Genomic DNA, 23,802 nt, shown 5'->3' with positions numbered 1-23,802 from the left:
CCCACCCCAGGAAGCCCCATGGACCGCCTTGCCAACACGATCCGGCCCTACGCCTGGGGCTCGGCCACCGCCATCCCGCGCCTCCTCGGCGTCGAGCCGACAGGCGAACCGCAGGCCGAGATGTGGATGGGAGCCCACCCCGGCTCCCCCTCGGGCACGCCCCGCGGCGGCCTGGACGCGGTGATCACCGCTGACCCCGAGCGCGAGCTGGGTCCGCGCGCCACGGCCAAGTTCGGCCCCCGGCTGCCGTTCCTGCTGAAGCTGCTGGCCGCGGGCGCCCCGCTCTCCCTCCAGGTCCACCCGGACCGCACGCAGGCCGAGCACGGCTACGCGGACGAGGAGCGCCGCGGCGTCCCCGTCGACGCGCCGCAGCGCAACTACAAGGACCCCAACCACAAGCCCGAACTCATCTGCGCGCTGACGCCCTTCGACGGCCTCTGCGGCTTCCGCGAGCCCGCCGAGGCGGCCCGCCTCCTGGCGCGCCTGGAGGTCGACTCCCTCAAGCCGTACGTGGACCTGCTGCACGCGCGCCCCGAGGAGGCCGCCCTCCGGGAGGTGCTCACCGCGCTGCTGACGGCCGACCCGGAGGAGATGGCCGTCACCGTCACCGAGGCCGCCGCGGCCTGCGCGGCGCTCGGTGCACAGGGCGGGGAGACCGGTGCTCCCTGGGGCGCGGACTACGCGGCGTACGCCACCCTCGCGCACCACTACCCCGGCGACCCCGGTGTCGTCGCGGCGATGCTGCTCAACCACGTCCGGCTGGAGCCGGGCGAGGCCCTCTACCTGGGCGCCGGCGTGCCGCACGCGTACCTCCAGGGCCTGGGCGTGGAGATCATGGCGAACTCCGACAACGTGCTCCGCTGCGGCCTCACCCCCAAGCACGTCGACGTCCCCGAGCTGCTGCGGATCGTCCGATTCGAGGCGAGCGGCCCCGGCGTGCTGCGGCCGCTGGCGGGTGAGGACGGCGAGGAGGTCTACGAGACCCCGATCGACGAGTTCCGGCTCTCCCGGTACGTGCTGACCGGGGGCGCAGGGCCCGGCGCTTCCCGCGAGCTGACCGCGGCCACCCCGCAGATCCTGCTCTGCACGGCGGGCGAGGTGCGCACCGGCGCCGTCCGGCTCGGGCCTGGGGAGTCGGTGTTCGTGCCGGCCGGCGAGACGGTCGAGGCCGGCGGGGACGGAACGCTGTTCCGGGCCACCGTCGTCGCTTGAGTGACCACCATGCGGCGCCGTCGGCGCGGGCTGCAACAATGGCCCACTGCAAAAGACGGGCAAAGCAGGTGCGGGTGCCGGCGGCGTCGAGCCGCTGGTGGCGCCGCGTCAGGGCCCCGGCCGTGCCGCGGCCGGGAACCCGGGCGGGAGACGGGACCGGCGCGCGCCGGCGCCGGTAGCCGCCACCGGCGCACCGGTTCACCGGCTCACCGTCAGCAGGGCCGGCGCACGTGGCGCACGCGACATGCGCGACGCGTGCGGCGCCCGCGATGAACGCGACGAAGGGGATGCGGGGACACATGAGTGCTTCAGGGGGCTCCAAGGCGATCGTGGCGGCGCTCGGCGCCAATCTGGCGATCGCCGCTTCGAAGTTCGTGGCGTTCGTCTTCAGCGGCTCCTCGTCGATGCTGGCCGAGGCGGTGCACTCGGTGGCCGACTCCGGCAACCAGGTCCTGCTGCTGCTCGGCGGCAAGAAGTCCCGGCGCCCGGCCACCCCGCAGCACCCGTTCGGCTACGGCCGCGAGCGCTTCGTCTACGCCTTCCTCGTCTCGATCGTGCTCTTCTCGATCGGCGGCATGTTCGCGCTCTACGAGGGCTACGAGAAGGTCAAGCACCCGCACGACCTGGACTCCTGGTACTGGCCGGTCGGCGTCCTGGTCTTCGCGATAGTCGCCGAGGGATTCTCGTTCCGCACGGCCATCAAGGAGGCCCGCGAGCTGCGCGGCGCCTTCTCCTGGGCCCAGTTCATCCGCCGGGCGAAGGCCCCGGAGCTGCCCGTCGTCCTGCTGGAGGACTTCGCCGCCCTGATCGGTCTGGTGCTGGCCCTCGGCGGCGTCGGCCTCGCGCTGCTCACCGGCAACGGCGTCTGGGACGGCGTCGGCACCCTCTTCATCGGCGCGCTGCTGATCTCGATCGCCCTGGTGCTGGCCGTGGAGACCAAGTCGCTGCTGCTCGGCGAGGCCGCGGGGCCGGAGGTTCAGGCCAAGATAGAGAAGGCGATGGTCGACGGCGAGTCGGTCACCCGCATCATCCACATGCGCACCCTCCACCTCGGCCCCGAGGAACTCCTCATCGCGGCCAAGATCGCCGTCCGCCACGACGACACCGCCGCGGAGGTCGCCGCCGCCATCAACGCCGCGGAGGACCGCATCCGCGGCAGCGTCCCCATAGCGCGCGTGATCTACCTGGAGCCGGACATCTACAGCGCCGAGGAGGCCGCCGCCGGCCCCGACCCGGCAGCCACCCCGGGCGGCCCGGGCCCGGTCCACGACGACGACCCGGACGAATCCGGGCACTGAGCCTTCGGCGGTCGCACGGCCGGGCCGGGCCGCTCTGCCCTGCCGCCCGCCCCGCCTACCGGCCGTCGTCTACCGTTCGTCATCTACCGCTCGTCGCCTACCGCTCGTCGTCCTCCAGCAGCCCCGCCTCGATGGCGAGCAGTCCCGCCTGGGTCCGGTTGGGCAGGTCGAGCTTGGCGAGCAGCCGCGACACGTAGCTCTTGACGGTGGCCTCGGACAGGAACAGCCGCGCGGCGGCCTCGCCGTTGGACAGGCCGTGGCCCAGGCAGCGCAGCACGTCCCGTTCCCGGGCGCTGAGTCCGTCCGCCCTGCGGCGCGCGGCGCGGCGGTGGTCCTCGGTGCGTGCGGATAGCGCCAGCAGCCTGCGGGCGGCGTCGGGCGACAGGACGGTGTGCCCGTCGGCCGCCACCCTGACCAGGTTGAGCAGGTCCTCGGGCGGGGTCGACTTCACCAGGAACCCGCTGGCGCCCGCCTCGAGGATGCCGAGCAGCGCCGCGTCGGAGTCGAACGTCGTCAGGGCCACCACCGCCGGCCGCGTCCCCGGCAGCGCGGCGATCTCGCGGGTGGCGGTGACGCCGTCGACGCCGGGCATCCGGATGTCCATGAGAATGACGTCGGGGGCCGAGCGCAGCACCTCCTCGACGGCCTCGGCACCGTCCTCCGCCTCGCCCACCACGTCGATGTCCGGCCCGGCAGCGAGGATCGTGCGCAGGTGGCGGCGGACCATGGGGTCGTCGTCGACGAGCAGAACCTTGACCATGGCCGCTCAGGGTACGGGCTCCACGGGCACCGAGGCGGGCATCCGGGCGAGCACGCGGAACCCTCCCTCCGCGGTGGCATCGGCACTCAGCGACCCGCCGAGCAGCGCCACCCGGTGCCCGAGCCCGGCCAGCCCGGTTCCGGAGCCGGACGCGGCCAGCGCGGCGTCGGGAGGGGGGCCCGAGGGGGCGGTGTTGTGGACGGTGATCTCCACGGCGTGCGCCCCATAGCGCACGGTGACGGTGACCCGCGCTCCCTGCGCGTGCTTGCGCGCGTTGGTCAACGACTCCTGCACGACGCGGTAGGCGGCGCGCGCTACGGCGGGCACGACCGTGCCCGGGTCGCCGGCGAGGTGGAGTTCCGCGCCGGCGGTCCGGGCCAGCCGGACGAGGCCGGCGCCGGGGTCGGGGGCACCGGTGCCGCCTGCCCCGGCGTTGGCACCGGTTCCTCGGCCTCCGCCGGCCCCTCCACCCTCGGCGGCTCCTCCGTCTTCGCCGGCCCCTCCGCCTCCGCCGTTTCCACCGCTCCCGCCGCGGACGATCCGCACAAGATCCCGTAGCTCGTCCAGCGTCCGGCCGCCCGCCTCCCGGATCTGCCGGGCGGCGTCCCGGACGTCGTCGTCGGGTGCGGAGACTTGAAGGGCACCGGCGTGCAGCACGATCTCGGTGACGTGATGCGTGACGATGTCGTGCATCTCGGCGGCCAGCCGCTGCCGCTCGGCCTCCTTGGCCCGCTCCGCCAGCAGGTACTTCTCCCGCTCGGCGCTCTCCGCCCGCTCCCGCAACGACTGGAGCAGTTCGCTTCGGGCGCGCATGTAGAGGGCCAGGAGCGCGGGCAGCACCACCGCGCTCAGGCCCGCGTACAGGGTCGTCCAGCCGCTGTGCCACGGTTCGACCGCCGGCACCGCCACCGCCGCCGTCCAGGCCAGCGCCTCGCGGCGCGGCAGCAGGTGGAACATCATCCACACCATGACGGAGACCGCCATCGGCACGGTCGTCGGCGTGAGTTGGGACACGGGCGCGAACAGCCCCGGCGAGAGGCTGTCCCCGACGGCCTGCGCGAGCGACCCGCACAGCGCCAGCGCCGCGCCGAACCGCGGCATGCGGAGCATCGACCACAGCCCGGCGTCGACCACCAGGTTGAGCACCAGCCCCGCCGCCGGCCCCAGCGGGCCCGTGCAGCGCTCCCCGGCCACGTACAACGCGATGTTCCCCACCGCGTAGAGCACGACGACCACGAGCACGACGGCGCGCTGGCGGCGGCTGGGCCGCTGGGGCGGCCACTCCACGCGCAACATCCGCGGCACCAGCACCGTAGCCGCCCCCTCCCGCTTCTCCACCGATCCCGATCCCGATCCCGATCCCGATCCCGATCGCGATCGCGATGCCAGGCGACCAGGCGACCAGGCGACCAGGCGACCAGGCGATCAGGCGATCAGGCGATCAGGCGTCCCGCCGCTGGAAGGAGCCCCACGCGACGGCCATCAGCACCGCCGTGTACAGGCACAGCACGCCGAATCCGGCCCAGGGCCCGAGGCTCCCGTCCTGCGGCCTGACGGCCATGATGGCCTGCCCGGCGTTGGCCGGCAGCAGGTTGTTGTACGTCTCACCCGCCGAACCGGGCAGGAAGGCACCCACCGCCGGCAGCACGAACAGCACCGTCAGCACCACCGTCAGCGCCCCCGCCGAGCGCCGGACGATCACGCCGAGCGCCAGGCTGAGCAGGGTGATCACGGCGATGTAGAGCCCGCCGCCGAGCACCGCCCGCAGCATCCCCGGATCACCGAGGCGGGCGTCCGCGCCCTTCGCCGCGAAGATCGCCTGCGAGACGGCGAACGACACGGCGGACGACACCTCGCCCACCACGAGCACCAGGCCACCCAGCACCGCGGCCTTGGCCGCCAGCAGCCGCCCGCGCCGCGGCACCGCCGCGAGCGAGACGCGGATGAGCCCCCCGGAGTACTCGGACGTGATCGTCAGCACCCCCAGCACACCGAAGGCCACCAGCGCGTACCCGAGGCCCTGGAGCCCCTGGTAGGCGGGGTCGAAGTCGGCCTTGGCGCGGGCGCTCAGGTCGTCGTACCCGGAGGAGACGATCGAGGCGAGCAGCGCGCTGAAGCCCACGGAGACGGCGAAGCCGCTCAGCAGCGTCCAGTAGGTCGAGCGGGTGCTGCGGAGCTTGCCCCACTCCGCGGCGGCAGCCCGCCCGAAGGACGCGCGCCCGGCCACCCGGGACGGCCGCGGCGCGGCGGCGGAGGACGGCGAGGTGGCGGTCATGACGGCCTCCGGGAACGGCTCGTGCGGCGGGTGCGGGGGATGCGGTGCTCGCCGGTGCCGGTGCCGGTGCCGGTGCCGGTGCCGGTGTCCGTGTCGGTGCTGGTGCTGGTGCCGGTGTCCGTGTCGGTGGTGCTGGCACTGGTGCCGGTCGACGACGGCTCCGGCAGGGTGGCCCGGTACTCCACCGAGCCCCCGGTGAGCTCCAGGAACGCCTCCTCCAGCGAGGGACGCACGGTACTCAGCCCGTGCAGCCGCACCCCGGCCTCGGCGGCCGCCTCCCCGACCTGCCCGGCGTCGGCGCCGTGGACCCGCAGCTCGTCGGGGCCGCCCGGCTCGATCCGCCAGCCCCGGCCGGCCAGCCACTCGGCCAGCTCGGCCGCCTGCGGCGTGGTGACGGCGACGTAACCGCCGGAACCGGCCTCGACGAGATCCCGGAGCGGAGCGTCGGCCAGGATCCGGCCCTTGCCGATGACGACCAGGTGGTCCGCGGTCAGTGCCATCTCGGACATCAGGTGGCTGGAGACGAGGACGGCCCGGCCTTCGTCCGCCAGCCGGCGCATCAGCGCCCGCACCCACCGAATGCCCTCGGGATCAAGCCCGTTGACCGGCTCGTCGAACAGCAGGACGCCCGGGTCGCCGAGCAGCGCGGCGGCGATACCGAGGCGCTGCGCCATGCCGAGCGAGAAGCCGGCGGGGTTCTTTCCGGCCACCGACTCCAGGCCGACCGTCGCCAGCACCTCGTCCACCCGGCGCTCCGGGATGCCGTTGCTCGCGGCCAGGCAGAGCAGGTGCCGGCGTGCCGAACGGTGCGGGTGCAGCGCCTTCGCGTCCAGCAGCGCACCGACCTCGCACAGCGGCGCCGCGAGGTCCCGGTAGCGCTTGCCGGCGATGGTGGCCTCGCCCGCCGTGGGGTGGTCCAGGCCCATGACCAATCGCATCGTGGTCGACTTGCCGGCCCCGTTCGGCCCGAGGAATCCGGTCACCCGGCCCGGCCGCACGGTGAACTCGGCCCGGTCGACGACGGTCGTACCGCCGTACCGCTTGGTGAGCCCGCGCACTTCAATCATGGACGGAACGCTAGGAACCGCCCTGGATGCACCGGTACGGCCGCGGGTTGCGAAGGGGCGGCCGGCGGTTGCGGTTTGCCATGCGGCGGCCGAGGGCCGACGCTTGCGGAGGGCGGCCGCACACGCCCCGGAGGCACGCGGAAGTGCCCCTGACGGAGCCTGGAATGTCCGGGGAGGTAGTCCGAGAAGTGCCCAAGCGGACTGCGCTCCCCGACCGGATCGGTGTAGATTCGTGACCGAGCCAGACGTCGCTGCTGATGGCGGTCGGGCGGCCCGCAAGGGGCCGGCCGAGGGAGAGAGGGCCTCCGACGGACTGCGCCGTGCGCCCGGGCATCGGTATGCCCGGTCCCGCCGTCGCGCAGGTGAGCCGTACCCACCTCGACCAACCCACGAGGAGCAGCACGTATGTCGACTGTCGCCAACCGACAGCAGCAGGACTTCAAGGTCGCCGACCTTTCGCTGGCCGAGTTCGGCCGCAAGGAGATCAGCCTCGCCGAGCACGAGATGCCCGGTCTGATGGCGGTCCGCGAGGAGTACGCCGCGCAGCAGCCGCTGGCCGGCGCCCGGATCACGGGCTCCCTGCACATGACCGTGCAGACCGCCGTGCTCATCGAGACGCTGGTCGCACTCGGCGCCGAGGTCCGCTGGGCCTCCTGCAACATCTTCTCCACCCAGGACCACGCCGCCGCCGCGGTCGCCGTCGGCCCCGACGGCACCCCGGACGACCCCCGCGGCATCCCCGTCTTCGCCTGGAAGGGCGAGACCCTGGAAGAGTACTGGTGGTGCACCGAGCAGGCGCTGACCTGGGCCGACGCCACCACCGGCGGGCCCAACATGATCCTGGACGACGGCGGTGACGCCACCCTCCTGGTGCACAAGGGCGTCGAGTACGAGAAGGCCGGCAAGGTCCCCTCCGTCGACACCGCCGAGAGCGAGGAGCACGCGGTCATCCTCGGCCTGCTCACCCGCACCGTCGCCGAGAGCCCGCAGAAGTGGACGAACCTCGCGTCCGAGATCCGCGGCGTCACCGAGGAGACCACCACGGGCGTCCACCGCCTGTACGAGATGCACCGCGACGGCGCCCTCCTCTTCCCGGCGATCAACGTGAACGACGCCGTCACCAAGTCGAAGTTCGACAACAAGTACGGCTGCCGCCACTCCCTCATCGACGGCATCAACCGCGCCACGGACGTCCTGATCGGCGGCAAGACCGCGCTCGTCTGCGGCTACGGCGACGTGGGCAAGGGCTGCGCCGAGTCGCTGCGCGGCCAGGGCGCCCGCGTGATCGTGACCGAGATCGACCCCATCTGCGCGCTCCAGGCGGCGATGGACGGCTACCAGGTCGCCACGCTGGACGACGTCGTCGAGCAGGTCGACATCTTCGTCACCACGACCGGCAACAAGGACATCATCATGGCCGCGGACATGGCCAAGATGAAGCACCAGGCGATCGTGGGCAACATCGGCCACTTCGACAACGAGATCGACATGGCCGGCCTGGCGAAGATCCCGGGCATCGTGAAGGACGAGGTGAAGCCCCAGGTCCACACCTGGACCTTCCCCGACGGGAAGAAGATCATCGTTCTCTCCGAGGGCCGCCTGCTGAACCTGGGCAACGCGACCGGCCACCCGTCGTTCGTGATGTCCAACTCGTTCGCGAACCAGACGCTGGCGCAGATCGAGCTCTACACCAAGCCCGACCAGTACCCGACGGACGTCTACGTCCTGCCGAAGAAGCTGGACGAGAAGGTCGCCCGCCTCCACCTGGACGCGCTCGGCGTCAAGCTCACCCAGCTCCGCCCCGAGCAGGCCTCGTACATCGGCGTCGAGGTCGAGGGCCCCTACAAGCCCGACCACTACCGCTACTGAGCGCAGGCCGGGTGCATGCCGTCGGCGTGAGCGTCATCCGACTGAACGCCGCCGGCATGCGCGTGGCGCGACTGGACGTCGCCGGCACGAGTGCCCTTCGGCTGAACGCTGCCGGTCTGGACGCTGCCGGTCTGGACGCTGCCGGTCTGGACGCTGCCGGTCTGGACGCCGCCGGTCTGAGCGCCGCCTGACCGCTGCTGCTCAGACCGGCCCCCGTACGACCCCGGTTGCTCGCCGGGTTGAGCAGGCCCCCGCACCCCCGTGGCGGGGGCCTGCTCCATTCCGGAGGTACGGTCGGACAGGGTGCCGACGAGCTCCCACGGGCACCGGCGCGCGGCCCACGCGGGCCACAGGGGAAGCCGGCCGGCGCCCACCGTGCCGGAAGGCCGCACCGTGCCGGAAGCCGGCCGTGTACACCGCGCCGGACGGCAGACCATGCCCACCGCGCCGGAAGAGTCAGGACCTCCCATGCCCCGCGGCCGTTATTCGCTCCATGACCCGCATGACCACACCCCTCTCGGTGAGGAACACTTCCACTGCGCCCCCGGCCCGTCCGGCTGGCGCTATGTCTCCCAGCTGACCACCCCCGCGGGCGACCACGCGGGCTCCGTCGACCTGGCCGTCGACGAACTGGGCCGCCCGATCCGTCTCGAAATCAATGCGTCGAACTGGCAGGTGCGCGGAGCCGCGCTTGACGGCGTCACATGGGTGCGCACCGACCCCACCGGCACCCATGCCACCGAAGGCAACGCCCCCGCTCACGCCTTCAGCGGCACCTCGCCGGCCTTCCTCGTCTCCACCGCTCGACTGCTCCGCCTCACCCCCGCTTCCCCCGCAACCCGTGTCCGCCTCGTCACCTTCACCGACCCCGTGCTGGCACCCCGGACCGTCGACCAGTCCTGGGCGCTGGTGAGAAGCGAAGCACACGCCACTGACAACGGCCCCCTGACCGTGGACGAATACCAGGTCAGCGCCCTGGACACGGGCGAGCAGCACGCCGTCCACCTCACCGGTGACGTGGTGCTCGCAGCCCCCGGCATCGAGCTCGAGGACCTCGACTCGCCGCCGTCGGCGTTCTCCTGACTCCCGCGGCTGACACCGGCGAGATCTGCCGATTCTCACGGGACCCGTCGATTCCCGGCCTGTCTCGCGTCTCTCGGGCCCGCTGATTCCGACGGATCCGCAGCCGTATGGGGTACACCCCCGGAATCAGGCAGGCGGAACGAACCCGGTGGACGGCCCGCCGGCCGACCCGGGACCGGCCGACCCGGGACGGGGTTCCGGGGCAGTCGTCTCGGCGGCCGGCACCGGCGCCGGTGCGGCAGGTTGCGCCGGAGCGGGAGAGGGCGCCGACGGAAAGGCGGGCGCCGGGGCGGGCGCGCCCGTGGGCCCTCCCCACCCCCACGCGCCCGGTGCCGCATCACCGCCGAAGGCACGGCGGGCCTCGCGCGCCTGCCGCTCGTGGAGCACGGCGGCCAGGTAGGCGGCCGGCGGCACATCGGGCGGGGCAGGCGCTCCCGTGCGCTCCCCGAGATCCGACGCCAGCCGGGCCGCCATCGTCCAGCTCACCTGCGGATCGAGCTGCCCCGCACGGGCCAGGTACTGGCGGACCGCCAGCCACAGCCCATCCGGCACACCCGACAGGTCGAGACCCGAGAACCGCCCGGCCAGCCACGGCGGCGGGGGCGGCACGAACCCGCCGGACGCCCCGGGTACCCGCTCGCGCACCACCAGCGTCCCCGCGAACACGTCTCCGACGCGCCGGCCCCGTGCCGAGACCAGAGACGCGACACAGGCGATGACGCCCGCGGACATCAGGATCTCCACCGCCCCCATCGCCCCGCGCACGAGCGCGTGCCGGAACCGGATCGGCCCCCCGTCGTCCCGCACCACGCGCAGCCCGCACGCCAGCTTCCCCACCGACCGCCCGTGGGACAGCGTCTCCACCGCGATCGGCCCTCCCACCAGCAGCAACAGGAACGACGCGATGGCGATGGCGGCCGTGGCCGCATCGTCCAGGGAAGACGTCGAAGCGAGCACGGCGAACATCACCGCCAGGTACACCGCCCCCGCGACGATCAGGTCGAGCAGCTCGGCCAGCATCCGGCTCGGCAGCTTCGCGGGGCGCAACTCCAGCGCCACAGCCTCACCGGTCACAAGCTCACTCATGCCCTGCCGTCCTCTCTCCGCTCCCCGGCGGTCCACCACCTGGCGCCGGGGCGGCCTTCCCGGAGCCGGCCCGCGCGGCGGCCCGGAACGCACCGGAAACGGCCAGTCTGCCAAGCTGACGTCTGTCGCGCCGCACCAGGAGGTGCGATACACCTCGTACGCGGGGCCGCCCGTACGCGGACCGCACGCCGGCGCCACGCCGGTGCACCGACCCTGAGCAGCGACGGACGGCCCGGAACGCCCCGAGAAGCTACGCGAAACTGTGAGGAGTGGCTCCCATGGACCTCGACGTGTTCGTGTCCGCGCACCGAGCCCAATGGGACCGCCTCGACAGCCTGGTGCGCCGCCGGCGCCGCCTGACCGGCGCGGAGGCGGACGAACTCGTCACCCTCTACCAGCGCACCGCCACCCACCTCTCCCTGATCCAGTCCAGTGCCCCCGACCCCCAACTCACAGGCCGCCTGACGCAACTCCTGGCACGCGCGCGGAGCGCGGTGACCGGCACTCGGCGCGCCTCGTGGCGTGATGTGGCGCACTTCCTCGCGCGCGGTTTCCCGGCCGCGGTCTACCGCAGCAGGCACTGGTGGGTCCCCACGGCACTGATCTCGACGGCGATATCGGCCGTCCTGGGCTGGTGGATCGGAACCCACCCCCAGGTCCGGGCCACCATCGCGGCCCCCTCCGAACTCCGGAGCCTCACTCGCCCGGGCGGCGAGTACGAAACGTACTACTCCAGTCACCCGGCGGCATCCTTCGCGGCGCAAGTCTGGACGAACAACGCCGAAGCGGCGGCGCTCTGCCTCGTTCTGGGGGCCTTCATCGGCATACCCGTCCTGTGGGTGCTCTTCCAGAACATGCTCAACCTGGGAGTGGGCGTCGGCCTCATGTCCTCCGCGGGACGCCTGGACACCTTCCTGGGCCTGGTTCTCCCGCACGGCCTCCTCGAACTGACCGCCGTCTTCGCCGCAGCGGGCACCGGCCTCAAACTCGGCTGGACCGTCATCGACCCGGGCCCCCGCACGCGCAGGACCGCACTCGCGGAAGAGGGCAGAGCCGCCATAGGGATGGCCATCGGCCTTGCACTCGTCCTCTTCGTGTCGGGGGGCATCGAAGGCTTCGTGACACCGTCGGGACTCCCGACATGGGCCCGCATAGGCATCGGCCTCGCGGCCGAGACGGCGTTTCTCGTGTACGTGTACGTCGCCGGAGGCCGAGCCGCGCGCGCCGGTGAGACGGGTGATCTGGCTCCCGAGGAGCGCAGCGCCGAGCTCCCGCTCGCAGCCTGATGTGCATCGGAGCTCTGTGAGCTGCTAGTCTCCATTCACCTCACCGAAGCCCCTTGACAGGGGACAGGTGAGGAGCTAGGTTTGAGCAGTTGCCTTGAATCAGGTCGGGACCGTTCAGGTCTGACCAGATCGATTCGGGGTATCCGTGACGACCTACGAACTCCTCCGCAATCCCTGATTCTGGAGGAGTTCTCTCGGCTCTCGAAGTGGAATAGGCCGCTGACCGGTCAGGTCAGCCCGGCTCAATCCATCTGATAAAGTCGGGATCCGCCAAAGGGAAGCCGCGAGGCACCCAAAGGCACAGGCCCTCCAACGGCCACCGGAACGAATTCACGTCGGTAACGACAGCGAAATCGGATCTGGTACGGTTGGAAACACCGAAGGGAAACGCCCGGAGGAAAGCCGCGAAGTAGGTTTTCGTGGTGAGTACGAAGGAAGTGTCCGTTCCTTGAGAACTCAACAGCGTGCTAAAAGTCAACGCCAGATATGTTGATACCCCGTCTACCCGAAGATGCTTGCACTGGGTCTTTGTGGTGACGTGGTTCCTTTGAAGTAACAAGAACACAGCGAGGACGCTGTGTGCGGGAAGTTGTATTCCGCTTCCTGCACCGCTCTCGTGATGTGTGACCCACCGTTGGTGGGAAGACATTCACGGAGAGTTTGATCCTGGCTCAGGACGAACGCTGGCGGCGTGCTTAACACATGCAAGTCGAACGATGATCCGGCTTCGGTCGGGGATTAGTGGCGAACGGGTGAGTAACACGTGGGCAATCTGCCCTTCACTCTGGGACAAGCCCTGGAAACGGGGTCTAATACCGGATAGGACACTGGGAGGCATCTTCTGGTGTGGAAAGCTCCGGCGGTGAAGGATGGGCCCGCGGCCTATCAGCTTGTTGGTGGGGTGATGGCCTACCAAGGCGACGACGGGTAGCCGGCCTGAGAGGGCGACCGGCCACACTGGGACTGAGACACGGCCCAGACTCCTACGGGAGGCAGCAGTGGGGAATATTGCACAATGGGCGCAAGCCTGATGCAGCGACGCCGCGTGGGGGATGACGGCCTTCGGGTTGTAAACCTCTTTCAGCAGGGAAGAAGCCTTAGGGTGACGGTACTTGCAGAAGAAGCGCCGGCTAACTACGTGCCAGCAGCCGCGGTAATACGTAGGGCGCAAGCGTTGTCCGGAATTATTGGGCGTAAAGAGCTCGTAGGCGGCGTGTCGCGTCGGTTGTGAAAGCCCGGGGCTTAACTCCGGGTCTGCAGTCGATACGGGCATGCTTGAGTTCGGTAGGGGAGATCGGAATTCCTGGTGTAGCGGTGAAATGCGCAGATATCAGGAGGAACACCGGTGGCGAAGGCGGATCTCTGGGCCGATACTGACGCTGAGGAGCGAAAGCGTGGGGAGCGAACAGGATTAGATACCCTGGTAGTCCACGCCGTAAACGGTGGGCACTAGGTGTGGGCGACATTCCACGTCGTCCGTGCCGCAGCTAACGCATTAAGTGCCCCGCCTGGGGAGTACGGCCGCAAGGCTAAAACTCAAAGGAATTGACGGGGGCCCGCACAAGCGGCGGAGCATGTGGCTTAATTCGACGCAACGCGAAGAACCTTACCAAGGCTTGACATACGCCGGAAAACCGTGGAGACACGGTCCCCCTTGTGGTCGGTGTACAGGTGGTGCATGGCTGTCGTCAGCTCGTGTCGTGAGATGTTGGGTTAAGTCCCGCAACGAGCGCAACCCTTGTCCCGTGTTGCCAGCAGGCCCTTGTGGTGCTGGGGACTCACGGGAGACCGCCGGGGTCAACTCGGAGGAAGGTGGGGACGACGTCAAGTCATCATGCCCCTTATGTCTTGGGCTGCACACGTGCTACAATGGCCGGTACAATGAGTTGCGATGCCGTGAGGTGGAGCGAATCTCAAAAAGCCGGTCTCAGTTCGGATTGGGGTCTGCAACTCGACCCCATGAAGTCGGAGTCGCTAGTAATCGCAGATCAGCATTGCTGCGGTGAATACGTTCCCGGGCCTTGTACACACCGCCCGTCACGTCACGAAAGTCGGTAACACCCGAAGCCGGTGGCCCAACCCCTTGTGGGAGGGAGTCGTCGAAGGTGGGACTGGCGATTGGGACGAAGTCGTAACAAGGTAGCCGTACCGGAAGGTGCGGCTGGATCACCTCCTTTCTAAGGAGCACTTCTTGGCTGTCCAGGTGTTCGCATCTGGTGGTCCAGAGGCCAGTACATCGGCGAGTGTTCGATGCTGGTTCGCTCATGGGTGGAACGTTGACTATTCGGCATCTCTCGTGATTCTGGATGCGTTAGTACTGCCTCTTCGAGGCGTGGAACGCGGGTTTGGAGGGTGGGGGGTGTCGAGCACGCTGTTGGGTGTCTGAGGGCACGGCCACGTGGTGGTTGTGTTTTCGGTTGCCGGCCCCGGTGAACTCAGGCTGTTGCTTGGGGTGGTGGGTGGTTGGTCGTTGTTTGAGAACTGCACAGTGAACGCGAGCATCTGTGGCCAAGTTTTTAAGGGCGCACGGTGGATGCCTTGGCACCAGGAACCGATGAAGGACGTGGGAGGCCGCGATAGGCCCCGGGGAGCTGTCAACCGAGCTTTGATCCGGGGGTGTCCGAATGGGGTAACCCGGCAGTCGTTATGGGCTGTCACCCGCTGCTGAACTCATAGGCAGTGTGGAGGGAACGCGGGGAAGTGAAACATCTCAGTACCCGCAGGAAGAGAAAACAACCGTGATTCCGGGAGTAGTGGCGAGCGAAACTGGATGAGGCTAAACCTTGGGCGTGTGAGACCCGGCAGGGGTTGCGTCTTGGGGGTTGTGGGAGCTTTCTTTCATGATCTGCCGGTCGTGAGGCAAGTTAGAAATCGTGGATGTAGGCGAAGGGCATGCGAAAGGCCCGGCGTAGAGGGTAAGACCCCCGTAGCTGAAATGTCTGCGACTTGTTTGAGAGTTTCCCGAGTAGCATGGGGCCCGAGAAATCCTGTGTGAATCTGGCGGGACCACCCGCTAAGCCTAAATATTCCCTGGTGACCGATAGCGGATAGTACCGTGAGGGAATGGTGAAAAGTACCCCGGGAGGGGAGTGAAATAGTACCTGAAACCGTGTGCCTACAAGCCGTGGGAGCGTCGCATGCCAACTTTGTTGGTGTGTCGTGACTGCGTGCCTTTTGAAGAATGAGCCTGCGAGTTTGCGGCATGTTGCGAGGTTAACCTGTTGTGGGGGAGCCGTAGCGAAAGCGAGTCCGAAGAGGGCGTTGAGTAGCGTGTTCAAGACCCGAAGCGGAGTGATCTAGCCATGGGCAGGTTGAAGCGGCTGTAAGAGGTCGTGGAGGACCGAACCCACCAGGGTTGAAAACCTGGGGGATGACCTGTGGTTAGGGGTGAAAGGCCAATCAAACTCCGTGATAGCTGGTTCTCCCCGAAATGCATTTAGGTGCAGCGTCGTGTGTTTCTTGCCGGAGGTAGAGCACTGGATAGGCGATGGGCCTTACCGGGTTACTGACCTTAGCCAAACTCCGAATGCCGGTAAGTGAGAGCGCGGCAGTGAGACTGTGGGGGATAAGCTCCATGGTCGAGAGGGAAACAGCCCAGAGCATCGACTAAGGCCCCTAAGCGTATGCTAAGTGGGAAAGGATGTGGAGTCGCAGAGACAACCAGGAGGTTGGCTTAGAAGCAGCCATCCTTGAAAGAGTGCGTAATAGCTCACTGGTCTAGTGATTCCGCGCCGATAATGTAGCGGGGCTCAAGCATACCGCCGAAGTCGTGTCATTGCAGCATGAGCCTTAACGGGTGTTGTGATGGGTAGGGGAGCGTCGTGTGCCGGGTGAAGCAGCGCCGGAAGGTAGTTGTGGATGGTTCACGAGTGAGAATGCAGGCATGAGTAGCGATTCACACGTGGGAAACGTGTGCGCCGATTGACTAAGGGTTCCTGGGTCAAGCTGATCTGCCCAGGGTAAGTCGGGACCTAAGGCGAGGCCGACAGGCGTAGTCGATGGATAACCGGTTGATATTCCGGTACCCGCTATGAAGCGTCAAACATCGAGCATCGTGATGCTAAGGCCGTGAAGCCGTTCCCTGCCGGTTTACCGTCGGGGAAAGTGGTGGAGCCGCCGGTCCAAGCGGTTAGTAGGTGAGTGATGGGGTGACGCAGGAAGGTAGTCCATCCCGGGCGGTGGTTGTCCCGGGGTAAGGGTGTAGCCCGTCAGGTAGGTAAATCCGCCTGGCTTGTGGGTGAGGCCTGATGCCGAGCCGATTGTGGTGAAGTGGATGATCCTATGCTGTCGAGAAAAGCCTCTAGCGAGTTTTGTGGCGGCCCGTACCCTAAACCGACTCAGGTGGTCTGGTAGAGAATACTGAGGCGTTCGGGTGAACTATGGTTAAGGAACTCGGCAAAATGCCCCCGTAACTTCGGGAGAAGGGGGGCCATTCCCGGTGATGGCACGTGCTGTCTGAGCTGGGGGTGGCCGCAGAGACCAGCGAGAAGCGACTGTTTACTAAAAACACAGGTCCGTGCGAAGCCGTAAGGCGATGTATACGGACTGACGCCTGCCCGGTGCTGGAACGTTAAGGGGACCGGTTAGCTCACTTTCGGGTGGGCGAGGCTGAGAACTTAAGCGCCAGTAAACGGCGGTGGTAACTATAACCATCCTAAGGTAGCGAAATTCCTTGTCGGGTAAGTTCCGACCTGCACGAATGGCGTAACGACTTCTTGACTGTCTCAACCATAGGCCCGGTGAAATTGCAGTACGAGTAAAGATGCTCGTTTCGCGCAGCAGGACGGAAAGACCCCGGGACCTTTACTATAGTTTGATATTGGTGTTCGGTTCGGCTTGTGTAGGATAGGTGGGAGACTGTGATGCGGGCACGCCAGTGTTCGTGGAGTCGTTGTTGAAATACCACTCTGGTCGTGCTGGATGTCTAACCTGGGTCCGTGATCCGGATCAGGGACAGTGTCTGATGGGTAGTTTAACTGGGGCGGTTGCCTCCTAAAGGGTAACGGAGGCGCCCAAAGGTTCCCTCAGCCTGGTTGGTAATCAGGTGTTGAGTGTAAGTGCACAAGGGAGCTTGACTGTGAGACTGACGGGTCGAGCAGGGACGAAAGTCGGGACTAGTGATCCGGCGGTGGCTTGTGGAAGCGCCGTCGCTCAACGGATAAAAGGTACCCCGGGGATAACAGGCTGATCTTCCCCAAGAGTCCATATCGACGGGATGGTTTGGCACCTCGATGTCGGCTCGTCGCATCCTGGGGCTGGAGTCGGTCCCAAGGGTTGGGCTGTTCGCCCATTAAAGCGGTACGCGAGCTGGGTTTAGAACGTCGTGAGACAGTTCGGTCCCTATCCGCTGTGCGCGTAGGAGTCTTGAGAAGGGCTGTCCCTAGTACGAGAGGACCGGGACGGACGAACCTCTGGTGTGCCAGTTGTTCTGCCAAGGGCATGGCTGGTTGGCTACGTTCGGGAGGGATAACCGCTGAAAGCATCTAAGCGGGAAGCCTGCTTCGAGATGAGGGCTCCCACCCACTTGATGGGGTAAGGCTCCCAGTAGACGATTGGGTTGATAGGCCAGGTCTGGAAGCCCTGTGAGGGGTGGAGGTGACTGGTACTAATAGGCCGAGGGCTTGTCCTCAGGTGCTCGCGTTCACTGTGTTGGTTCTGAAACCACGAACAACCACACACATGCTTCTGCCCGTATGGGGTGGGGGGTGTGGTGGTTGGTGGTGTGTGTTTCGGTGGTTATAGCGTGAGGGAAACGCCCGGTTACATTCCGAACCCGGAAGCTAAGCCTTTCAGCGCCGATGGTACTGCAGGGGGGACCCTGTGGGAGAGTAGGACGCCGCCGAACTCTTATTAGAAGAAGACCCCCGTACCGGATCGGTACGGGGGTCTTCTGTGCTTACGGGGTTACGGGGTTATTGCCCGCGCGGCGGCTGCCCCGTAGCCATCGCCTCTCCCCGCCGGGAAGCCAGAGGACAAGGGACAGGCCGGCCGCCCGTCCGCCCGCACTCACAACTTCCCGGACGCCTTCAAGGCGAGGTAGGCATCGGCCAGCTCCGGAGCCAGAGCATCCGGCAGGGCGTCGACCACGGATACGCCATGGCGCCTCAGCTGGTCCGCGGTGTGCCTGCGCTCGTCCTTGGCCTGCGCGGCCGCAGCCGCGTCGTACACCGCGTCAGGGGTACCGCGTCCAGCGGCCATGCGGGCGATGTGCGGGTCCGCTACGGAGGCCACGAGGACGTTGTGCCGTTGGGTGAGCTGGCCCAGTACCGGAAGCAGGCCCTCTTCGACCGGGGCCGCTTCGAGGCTGGTCAGCAGCACGACGAGAGCATGCCGGGGAGCGGTGCGCAGGACCGTGGAGACGAGGCCGCGTGCGTCCGTCTCCACAAGTTCGGGTGCCACGCCGGCCATCGCGTTCACCATCGCCGGCAGGACGTCGTTCGCTGTCTTGCCCTGCACCAGGGCGCGGACCCTGCGGTCGTAGGCCAGTAGATCCACCCGGTCCCCCGCCCGCGAGGCGAGCGTGGCCAGCAGTAGCGCCGCGTCCATCGCGGCGTCGAGGCGCGGTGCGTCGCCGACACGGCCCGCGGACGTGCGGCCGGAGTCCAGGACGAGCAGGATGCGACGGTCCCGCTCAGGCCGCCACGTGCGGACGGCGACCGAGGACTGGCGGGCGGTGGCGCGCCAGTCGATGGAACGGGTGTCGTCGCCCGGCACGTACGTGCGCAGGCTGTCGAACTCGGTGCCCTCACCGCGGGTCAGGACACTCGTGCGGCCGTCCATCTCCCGCAGGCGGGCCAGTTTGGACGGCAGGTGCTTGCGGCTGTCGAACGGCGGCAGGGCCCGCAGCGTGCCCGGCACCTGATGGCCGCCCTGACGGCAGAGCAGTCCCAGAGGACCGTAGGAACGGACTGTGACACGGGCGGCCTGGTGATCCCCGCGGCGCGTGGGACGCAAGTGGGTGACGACCCGGCGGCGTTCGCCGGAGGCGACCGTCAGCCGGTGGCGCGACGAACCGTCCTCTGACGCCTCTGCCCCGGTGCTCGGGGGCCAGGCGTCCCGCAGGACGGCCCGTAGCGGGCGGCCGGACGGGTTGGTGACGGTGAGCGTCGTGTCGACGGATTCTCCGAGGCGTACCGCCGTGTCAGGTGAGCGGACGAATGCGAGGCGGCGCACGGGAGCGGCCAGGGTGAAGTCGCAGAGGCACGCCAGCACGATCGGGACGTTCACGGCGAGGATGCCGGTCCAACTCGGCGCGAAGACGCCGACGAGCAGGGCGGCGAGGGCCGCCAGCAGAGCGGTGCGTCCGGTCAGGGCCATGGATCCTCGGGCGGTGGTCGGTGGGGCGGGCGGCTCGGTAGGGGTGGGAACGGGAACGTTCGGAGGGACGGAGTCAGCGGGGCACGGGCACGTGCGACAGGATCGCGTTGATGACCGAGTCGGCCGTGACCCCCTCCATCTCGGCCTCGGGCCGCAACTGGATGCGGTGCCGGAGCGTCGGCAGGGCCAGGGCCTTCACGTCGTCGGGGATGACGTAGTCGCGGCCGGTCAGCCAGGCCCAGGCGCGGGCCGTGGAGAGCAGGGCCGTCGCCCCGCGGGGTGAGACGCCCAGCGTGACGGACGGGGATTCGCGGGTGGCGCGGCACAGGTCGACCACGTAGCCGGTGATCTCCTGCGAGACGGATGTGCGCCTGACCGCGTCCCTGGCCGCTTCGAGGTGTGCGGGAGTGGCGACGGGGCGCACGCCGGCTGTGTGCAGGTCGTGCGGATCGAAGCCATCCACATGGCGTGTCAGCACCCCGATCTCGTCGTCGCGGGAGGGCAGCGGGACGAGGAGCTTCAGGAGGAAACGGTCGAGCTGGGCCTCGGGGAGCGGGTAGGTGCCCTCGTACTCGACCGGGATCTGGGTGGCAGCGACGAGGAACGGCTCGGGCAGCGGGCGGGGCGTGCCGTCGACCGTGACCTGGTGTTCCTCCATGGCCTCCAGCAGGGCCGACTGGGTCTTCGGCGGTGTGCGGTTGATCTCGTCGGCGAGCAGCAGGTTGGTGAAGACGGGGCCCGGCTGGAAGGAGAACTCCGCGGTGCGCGCGTCGTAGACGAGGGACCCGGTGACGTCGCTGGGCATGAGGTCCGGGGTGAACTGGACCCGTTTCGTGTCGACCGCGAGCGAGGCCGCGAGGGTGCGCACGAGGAGCGTCTTCGCCACGCCGGGGACGCCTTCCAGGAGGACGTGGCCGCGGCAGAGCAGGGCCACGACCAGACCCGTGACCGCGGGGTCCTGGCCGACCACGGCTTTCGCGATCTCCGTGCGCAGGGCCTCCAGACGGGCGCGGGAGTCGCCCGCGTCGGCCAAGCGAGGGGCGTTGTCAGTGGTCGGGTCCATCATGAATGGCGTACCTCTCCTTCGAGGGCGTCGAGGTTGTCGGCGAGGGCGATGAGTGCTGCGTCGTCGCGGGGTGGCGGCCCGAAGAGGAGTGCGTGCAGGTTCCGTTCCCGTTCCGGGGCGCCCGGTGGAGCGGGCGGCCCTGCGGGGCGCTCGGCTCTGGCCAGCCGGGCGGCCAGGGCGGGGAGTAGTACCTCGGGGGAGTGCGCATGGGCAGGGGGAGTGCCGATGAGGGGGGCAAGCCGGTTGCGGGTGGCGGTGCGCAGGGAGTCGGCGGCGCGGTCGCGCGCGTCGGCCTTGCGGTAGAGGCGGGCGCGGCCCTCCGCCGCCTCGGAGGCGCGGATGGCGACGGGGAGCCGTTCGCGGACCAGGGGGCCCAGGCGGCGGGCCCGCCAGAGGGCGGCGAGAGCGACGGCGACGGCTGCTTCCAGCGCGCCCCAGAGCCAGCCGGAGGGGATCAGGTCGTAGAAGCTGCGGCTGCCCGTGTCGGGGGCGGCGGCCGGGTCGGAGAGCGAGGGGAGGTACCAGACCAGATGGGGGCGGGAGCCGAGGAGTTGCAGGGCGAGCGAGGCGTTGCCCTGGGCGTCGAGCCGGTCGTTGTAGAGGATGTCCGGCGCGCCGAGGACGACCGTGTCGCCGGTCGTGCCCGCGTCCGGGACACGGACGAGCGTGGGCAGGCCGTCGCTGAAGTAGCAGGAGTCCCCGGTGGGGGACGACGTGGACGACGTGTCGTAGCGCAGCCCGCCCGTGTCGGCCGCGCCCGCGCGCCGGGCGGCCGGGAAGGTGCAGCCGGGGGTGAGCGTCGAGTCGATGCTCAGGGCCGGGTCCGCGCTGACCTGCGGGGCGAGCCTGCCGGTCGACGCCGCGCTCGGCGCGATGAGGACGGTACGCCCGCCGGAGCCCGTGACCGCGGTGCGCAGCTGCAGCTGCTGGCGGTTCGTCAGCAGATCCGGGTCGGCCACCAGCAGGGTGGTGTCGGGGCCCGTGGCCTCCCGCGCTTCCGCCACCGTGGTGACGGTCCGGGTGGACACGCCCCGTTCGGCGAGGAGCGCGGCGACGGCGTGGGAGCCGAGCGGGTCGGCGGACCGGGGATCGAGCCGGCCGTGCTGGGCGTCCGAGCGGACCAGGGCGATCACGATCGCCGCGGCGAGCAGGACCAGGGCCGCCAGGACGATGCCGCGTGCGCGGAACCAGACGCGCCGGGTTGTGGGGGCGGTGGATGTCGTCCCGGAAGGCTCGTCTCCGCGCGGTGGCAGGGAAGGAGCGGGGCCGGGCGGGCTCGTGGAAGGTGCCGTGCCGGGTGCCCCGGGCCCGGGTGGGGCGGCGGCTGTGCCGGTCGGCGGATGCGGTGGCGTGCCGGTGCCTGGGCCGTTGGAGGTGTGCTGCGGGGCGGCGGCGGACTCCGGTGCGGAGGTCTGCCGCGGAGCCATTCGCTGCGGGTCGGGGGAGGTGCCGGTCATTCGGGCGTCCTCCGCGCGGAAGTGCTGGAGTGGTTCGTGGTGCTGTGGCTGCTGGTGTTGCTGCTCGCGCCGGCGCCGGTGAGCGCGGGGCGGGCGCGGGCCAGGTCCTCGTCGAGCGCGGACATGCGCCGGTACGCGGGCTCGTCACTGCTGCGGCCGCCGTATGCGACGTCGTCGAAGTCCCGTGCGGCGGCGCGCAGCCGGTCCTCGTGGGTGGGGAGGGCCAGGGCTGCCTCCGCCGCCGCCTCGTCGGCGGTGCGTCCGGGCCGCGGTTCGAGCAGCGCACGCTCTTCCAGGGCGCGCACGACGGCGCGCATCCGCTCCTGCACGGCCTGGTTCCAGTGCCCTTGGGCCGCGTGTGCCTCGGCGGTTGCGCGGTGCTCCGCCGCGCTGCGCGGCCGGTCGTGGAAGAGCGGTGCCGCGGACGCCGGCGCCCGGCGAGGGGTGCCCAGGCGCCACCAGAGCGCCAAGGCAAGGGCCAGCACGAGGAGTACGACCACGAAGAGCCCGAGCCCGCCCCCCGGAGTGACGCCCGAGGCCGCGTTGAAGAGGTGGTGGACCCAGCTCAGAAAGCGGTTCAGCAGGCGGTGCAGCAGGCCCGGGTCGTTCTCGTGGTACATCCGCTTCGACAGCTCCCGCCTGGCCGCCTCCTTGGCGGGGTCACGCGAGATGGTCACCGGGGGGTCGTCGGAGGCACGCGGCAGCAGTACGGCTGACGGCAGGAGAGCGGGCGTCAGCCACCGGCGCGATGTCAGCAGCCAACCGGATGCCGGCCGCCGGCGCGATGCCGGCCTCAGCCGCATGTGGGTCTCCGGCCGGATGAGGCGCTTCCGCTGGACGAGGGGCTTCGGCTGGTCGCGACCCTTCCGCTGGGAGCGCCCCTTCCGAAGGACGCGGCGCTCCCAGCGAAAGCGGCGCTCCCAGCGGACGCGGGCCTTCCGGCGGAGGCCGGCCCCCTGACCGTTGCTCCGGTGAGCACCGGGGCTCCGGCCTCTGCCATGGTCCGCGGGCGGCCCGCTGCCGTCGCGTCGTCCGGGCACGGCAGCGCGGACGGCCGCGCCGTGGTCTCCCCGCGGTGTCCACGGACTCAGCCTCCGGGGCCCGGGCCGGGCGCGTCGGATCCGGGGCCCTGGAGGCCGGCGGCGCGGCCGAGCTCCAGGTCGAGCGCTTTCGCGGCGGATGCGCTGAATCGATGTAGAGCAGGACGGCGACGCCCGCGGTGATCGGGTAAGGTGAGCATGGAGCGACGATCGAGCCGACGCCGCTGATGATCAGGTACGTCCAGCCGTGGGCGCCGGCGGTGCCGCCCAGGAGTCCCCCGGAGTCCCCGCCGCCGCCGACCGCCTCGGCGACGAGGTGTGAACGGGATCAAGGACTGATCGTACGACCAGATATTGTGAGAATGACGGCGGCAAGCATGCTGGATGCCGAGGACGCGCACACAGGAGCCCTTGACCAGCCTTGGCGGAGCGGCTCAGGGACTTGAACATCGCCTCTGGCCGCTCCAGCATCAGCGTGCCGTGAAGACGCGAGCGCGAAGCGGATCGCCAGCCACAGCGCCACGACCCCCGCGACCAGCCCGCCGAGCACGGCGACCGGCAGGCCCGCGTCGGCGTCGGTCGCCACCGCGATCAGCACCCGGGCAGCATCCCGACGGCGACGATCGCCATGACGATGAGCGGCAGCAGGAACGTGAGACGCGAACAGCCTGGGCACCTGGGGCCGGGCGTCACGCCAGGCCTCCGCGATGGTCACCGGCCTGCCCAGCACGGCCCGGCTGGTCACGGTCGTCAGCAGGGCCGTCGCGATGATCGTGCCGAGGAGGCTGACGAGCAGCACCACGCCCGAACTGACCAGGACCCCCCGCATGGCATGGGCGAGCTCGCTGAGCGAGGCCGTCCGGTCGTTGAGGGCGGTGGATTCGGCGGTGTCGTTCAGCACCGTGCCCTGTACGACGACGAGGGCGACCTGCACGAGCACGGCCACGCTCAGCGAGATGCCGAGGACGGTCCGCCAGTAGGTGCGC

General features: G+C 69.3%; 15 protein-coding genes, 3 rRNA genes and 1 pseudogene. 9 read left to right on the top strand and 10 right to left on the bottom strand.

The genetic code is table 11. From position 1 onward, the window contains the following. The first annotated feature begins 18 nt into the window (after window positions 1-18). Window positions 19-1,212, top strand: a complete 1,194-nt coding sequence (gene manA, locus Sm713_RS24800; protein ID WP_212912307.1) for a mannose-6-phosphate isomerase, class I — start codon at window positions 19-21, stop codon at window positions 1,210-1,212. A gap of 299 nt (window positions 1,213-1,511) precedes the next feature. Further along, window positions 1,512-2,510: a cation diffusion facilitator family transporter gene (locus tag Sm713_RS24795; protein ID WP_212912306.1), complete on the top strand. Its 999-nt coding sequence runs from the start codon at window positions 1,512-1,514 to the stop codon at window positions 2,508-2,510. Between the two features lie 97 nt (window positions 2,511-2,607). On the opposite strand, the gene Sm713_RS24790 is transcribed toward Sm713_RS24795, so the two are convergent. From Sm713_RS24790 to Sm713_RS24775, 4 genes are all read right to left on the bottom strand, one after another. Then, entirely contained in the window at window positions 2,608-3,270 is a 663-nt protein-coding gene (locus tag Sm713_RS24790; RefSeq protein WP_212912305.1) for a response regulator transcription factor, read from the bottom strand. Between the two features lie 6 nt (window positions 3,271-3,276). Continuing rightward, the gene (locus Sm713_RS41245) at window positions 3,277-4,608 is read right to left on the bottom strand and encodes a sensor histidine kinase (RefSeq protein ID WP_212912304.1); all 1,332 of its coding nucleotides are present in this window, start codon (window positions 4,606-4,608) and stop codon (window positions 3,277-3,279) included. Between the two features lie 103 nt (window positions 4,609-4,711). Continuing rightward, complete coding sequence (locus tag Sm713_RS24780) at window positions 4,712-5,545, bottom strand: ABC transporter permease subunit (RefSeq protein ID WP_212912303.1); 834 nt, start codon at window positions 5,543-5,545, stop codon at window positions 4,712-4,714. Further along, window positions 5,542-6,612 carry an ATP-binding cassette domain-containing protein gene (locus tag Sm713_RS24775; protein WP_212912302.1) on the bottom strand — a complete coding sequence of 357 codons (1,071 nt, stop codon included), beginning with the start codon at window positions 6,610-6,612 and terminating at the stop codon, window positions 5,542-5,544. Before Sm713_RS24775 ends, Sm713_RS24780 begins: the two co-directional genes overlap by 4 nt. Before the next feature lie 405 nt (window positions 6,613-7,017). Between Sm713_RS24775 and ahcY the strand changes: the two genes are divergently transcribed. From ahcY to Sm713_RS24760, 3 genes are all read left to right on the top strand, one after another. Continuing rightward, window positions 7,018-8,481, top strand: coding sequence for an adenosylhomocysteinase (ahcY, locus tag Sm713_RS24770; protein ID WP_212912301.1), 1,464 nt, complete (start codon window positions 7,018-7,020; stop codon window positions 8,479-8,481). 26 nt (window positions 8,482-8,507) lie between these two features. Beyond that, window positions 8,508-8,672 carry a hypothetical protein gene (locus Sm713_RS24765; RefSeq protein ID WP_212912300.1) on the top strand — a complete coding sequence of 55 codons (165 nt, stop codon included), beginning with the start codon at window positions 8,508-8,510 and terminating at the stop codon, window positions 8,670-8,672. A 277-nt stretch (window positions 8,673-8,949) separates the two neighbouring features. Further along, window positions 8,950-9,564, top strand: coding sequence for a hypothetical protein (locus tag Sm713_RS24760; RefSeq protein WP_212912299.1), 615 nt, complete (start codon window positions 8,950-8,952; stop codon window positions 9,562-9,564). 126 nt (window positions 9,565-9,690) lie between these two features. Here Sm713_RS24760 and Sm713_RS24755 read toward each other — a convergent pair whose 3' ends face one another. Further along, window positions 9,691-10,650 carry an RDD family protein gene (locus Sm713_RS24755; protein WP_212912298.1) on the bottom strand — a complete coding sequence of 320 codons (960 nt, stop codon included), beginning with the start codon at window positions 10,648-10,650 and terminating at the stop codon, window positions 9,691-9,693. Between the two features lie 278 nt (window positions 10,651-10,928). Here Sm713_RS24755 and Sm713_RS24750 point away from each other — a divergent pair, with 278 nt between their 5' ends. The 4 genes from Sm713_RS24750 (at window position 10,929) to rrf (ending at window position 17,781) form a co-directional block, all read left to right on the top strand. Beyond that, window positions 10,929-11,936 (top strand): stage II sporulation protein M, encoded by a 1,008-nt coding sequence (locus tag Sm713_RS24750; protein ID WP_212912297.1) that lies wholly within the window; start codon window positions 10,929-10,931, stop codon window positions 11,934-11,936. A gap of 648 nt (window positions 11,937-12,584) precedes the next feature. Beyond that, a 16S ribosomal RNA gene (locus tag Sm713_RS24745) occupies window positions 12,585-14,113 on the top strand. A gap of 329 nt (window positions 14,114-14,442) precedes the next feature. Next, window positions 14,443-17,565: ribosomal RNA gene (locus Sm713_RS24740) — 23S ribosomal RNA — on the top strand. A gap of 99 nt (window positions 17,566-17,664) precedes the next feature. Further along, window positions 17,665-17,781 (top strand): 5S ribosomal RNA (gene rrf / locus Sm713_RS24735). The 16S, 23S and 5S rRNA genes sit together here, the layout of an rRNA operon. Window positions 17,782-17,942: 161 nt before the next feature. Here rrf and Sm713_RS24730 read toward each other — a convergent pair. The 5 genes and pseudogenes from Sm713_RS24730 to Sm713_RS24710 all read right to left on the bottom strand — a co-directional run. Next, a complete protein-coding gene (locus Sm713_RS24730) occupies window positions 17,943-19,253 on the bottom strand; it encodes a DUF58 domain-containing protein (RefSeq protein ID WP_212909232.1) in 1,311 nt (436 codons plus the stop codon). Window positions 19,254-19,326: 73 nt separating this feature from the next. After that, a complete protein-coding gene (locus tag Sm713_RS24725) occupies window positions 19,327-20,316 on the bottom strand; it encodes a MoxR family ATPase (RefSeq protein ID WP_212911898.1) in 990 nt (329 codons plus the stop codon). Then, window positions 20,316-21,776 carry a DUF4350 domain-containing protein gene (locus Sm713_RS24720; protein WP_249416194.1) on the bottom strand — a complete coding sequence of 487 codons (1,461 nt, stop codon included), beginning with the start codon at window positions 21,774-21,776 and terminating at the stop codon, window positions 20,316-20,318. The genes Sm713_RS24725 and Sm713_RS24720 overlap by 1 nt, the downstream gene beginning before the upstream one ends. Beyond that, window positions 21,773-22,579: a DUF4129 domain-containing protein gene (locus Sm713_RS24715; protein WP_212912296.1), complete on the bottom strand. Its 807-nt coding sequence runs from the start codon at window positions 22,577-22,579 to the stop codon at window positions 21,773-21,775. Before Sm713_RS24715 ends, Sm713_RS24720 begins: the two co-directional genes overlap by 4 nt. A 565-nt stretch (window positions 22,580-23,144) precedes the next feature. After that, window positions 23,145-23,802 (bottom strand): annotated as a pseudogene (locus Sm713_RS24710) (hypothetical protein); the annotation flags it as partial.

It is taken from the genome of Streptomyces sp. TS71-3 (assembly GCF_018327685.1).
Lineage (GTDB): Bacteria > Actinomycetota > Actinomycetes > Streptomycetales > Streptomycetaceae > Streptomyces.
The sequence above is the reverse complement of the archived record's forward strand: the minus strand, read 5'-3'. Positions and strand labels throughout refer to the sequence as shown.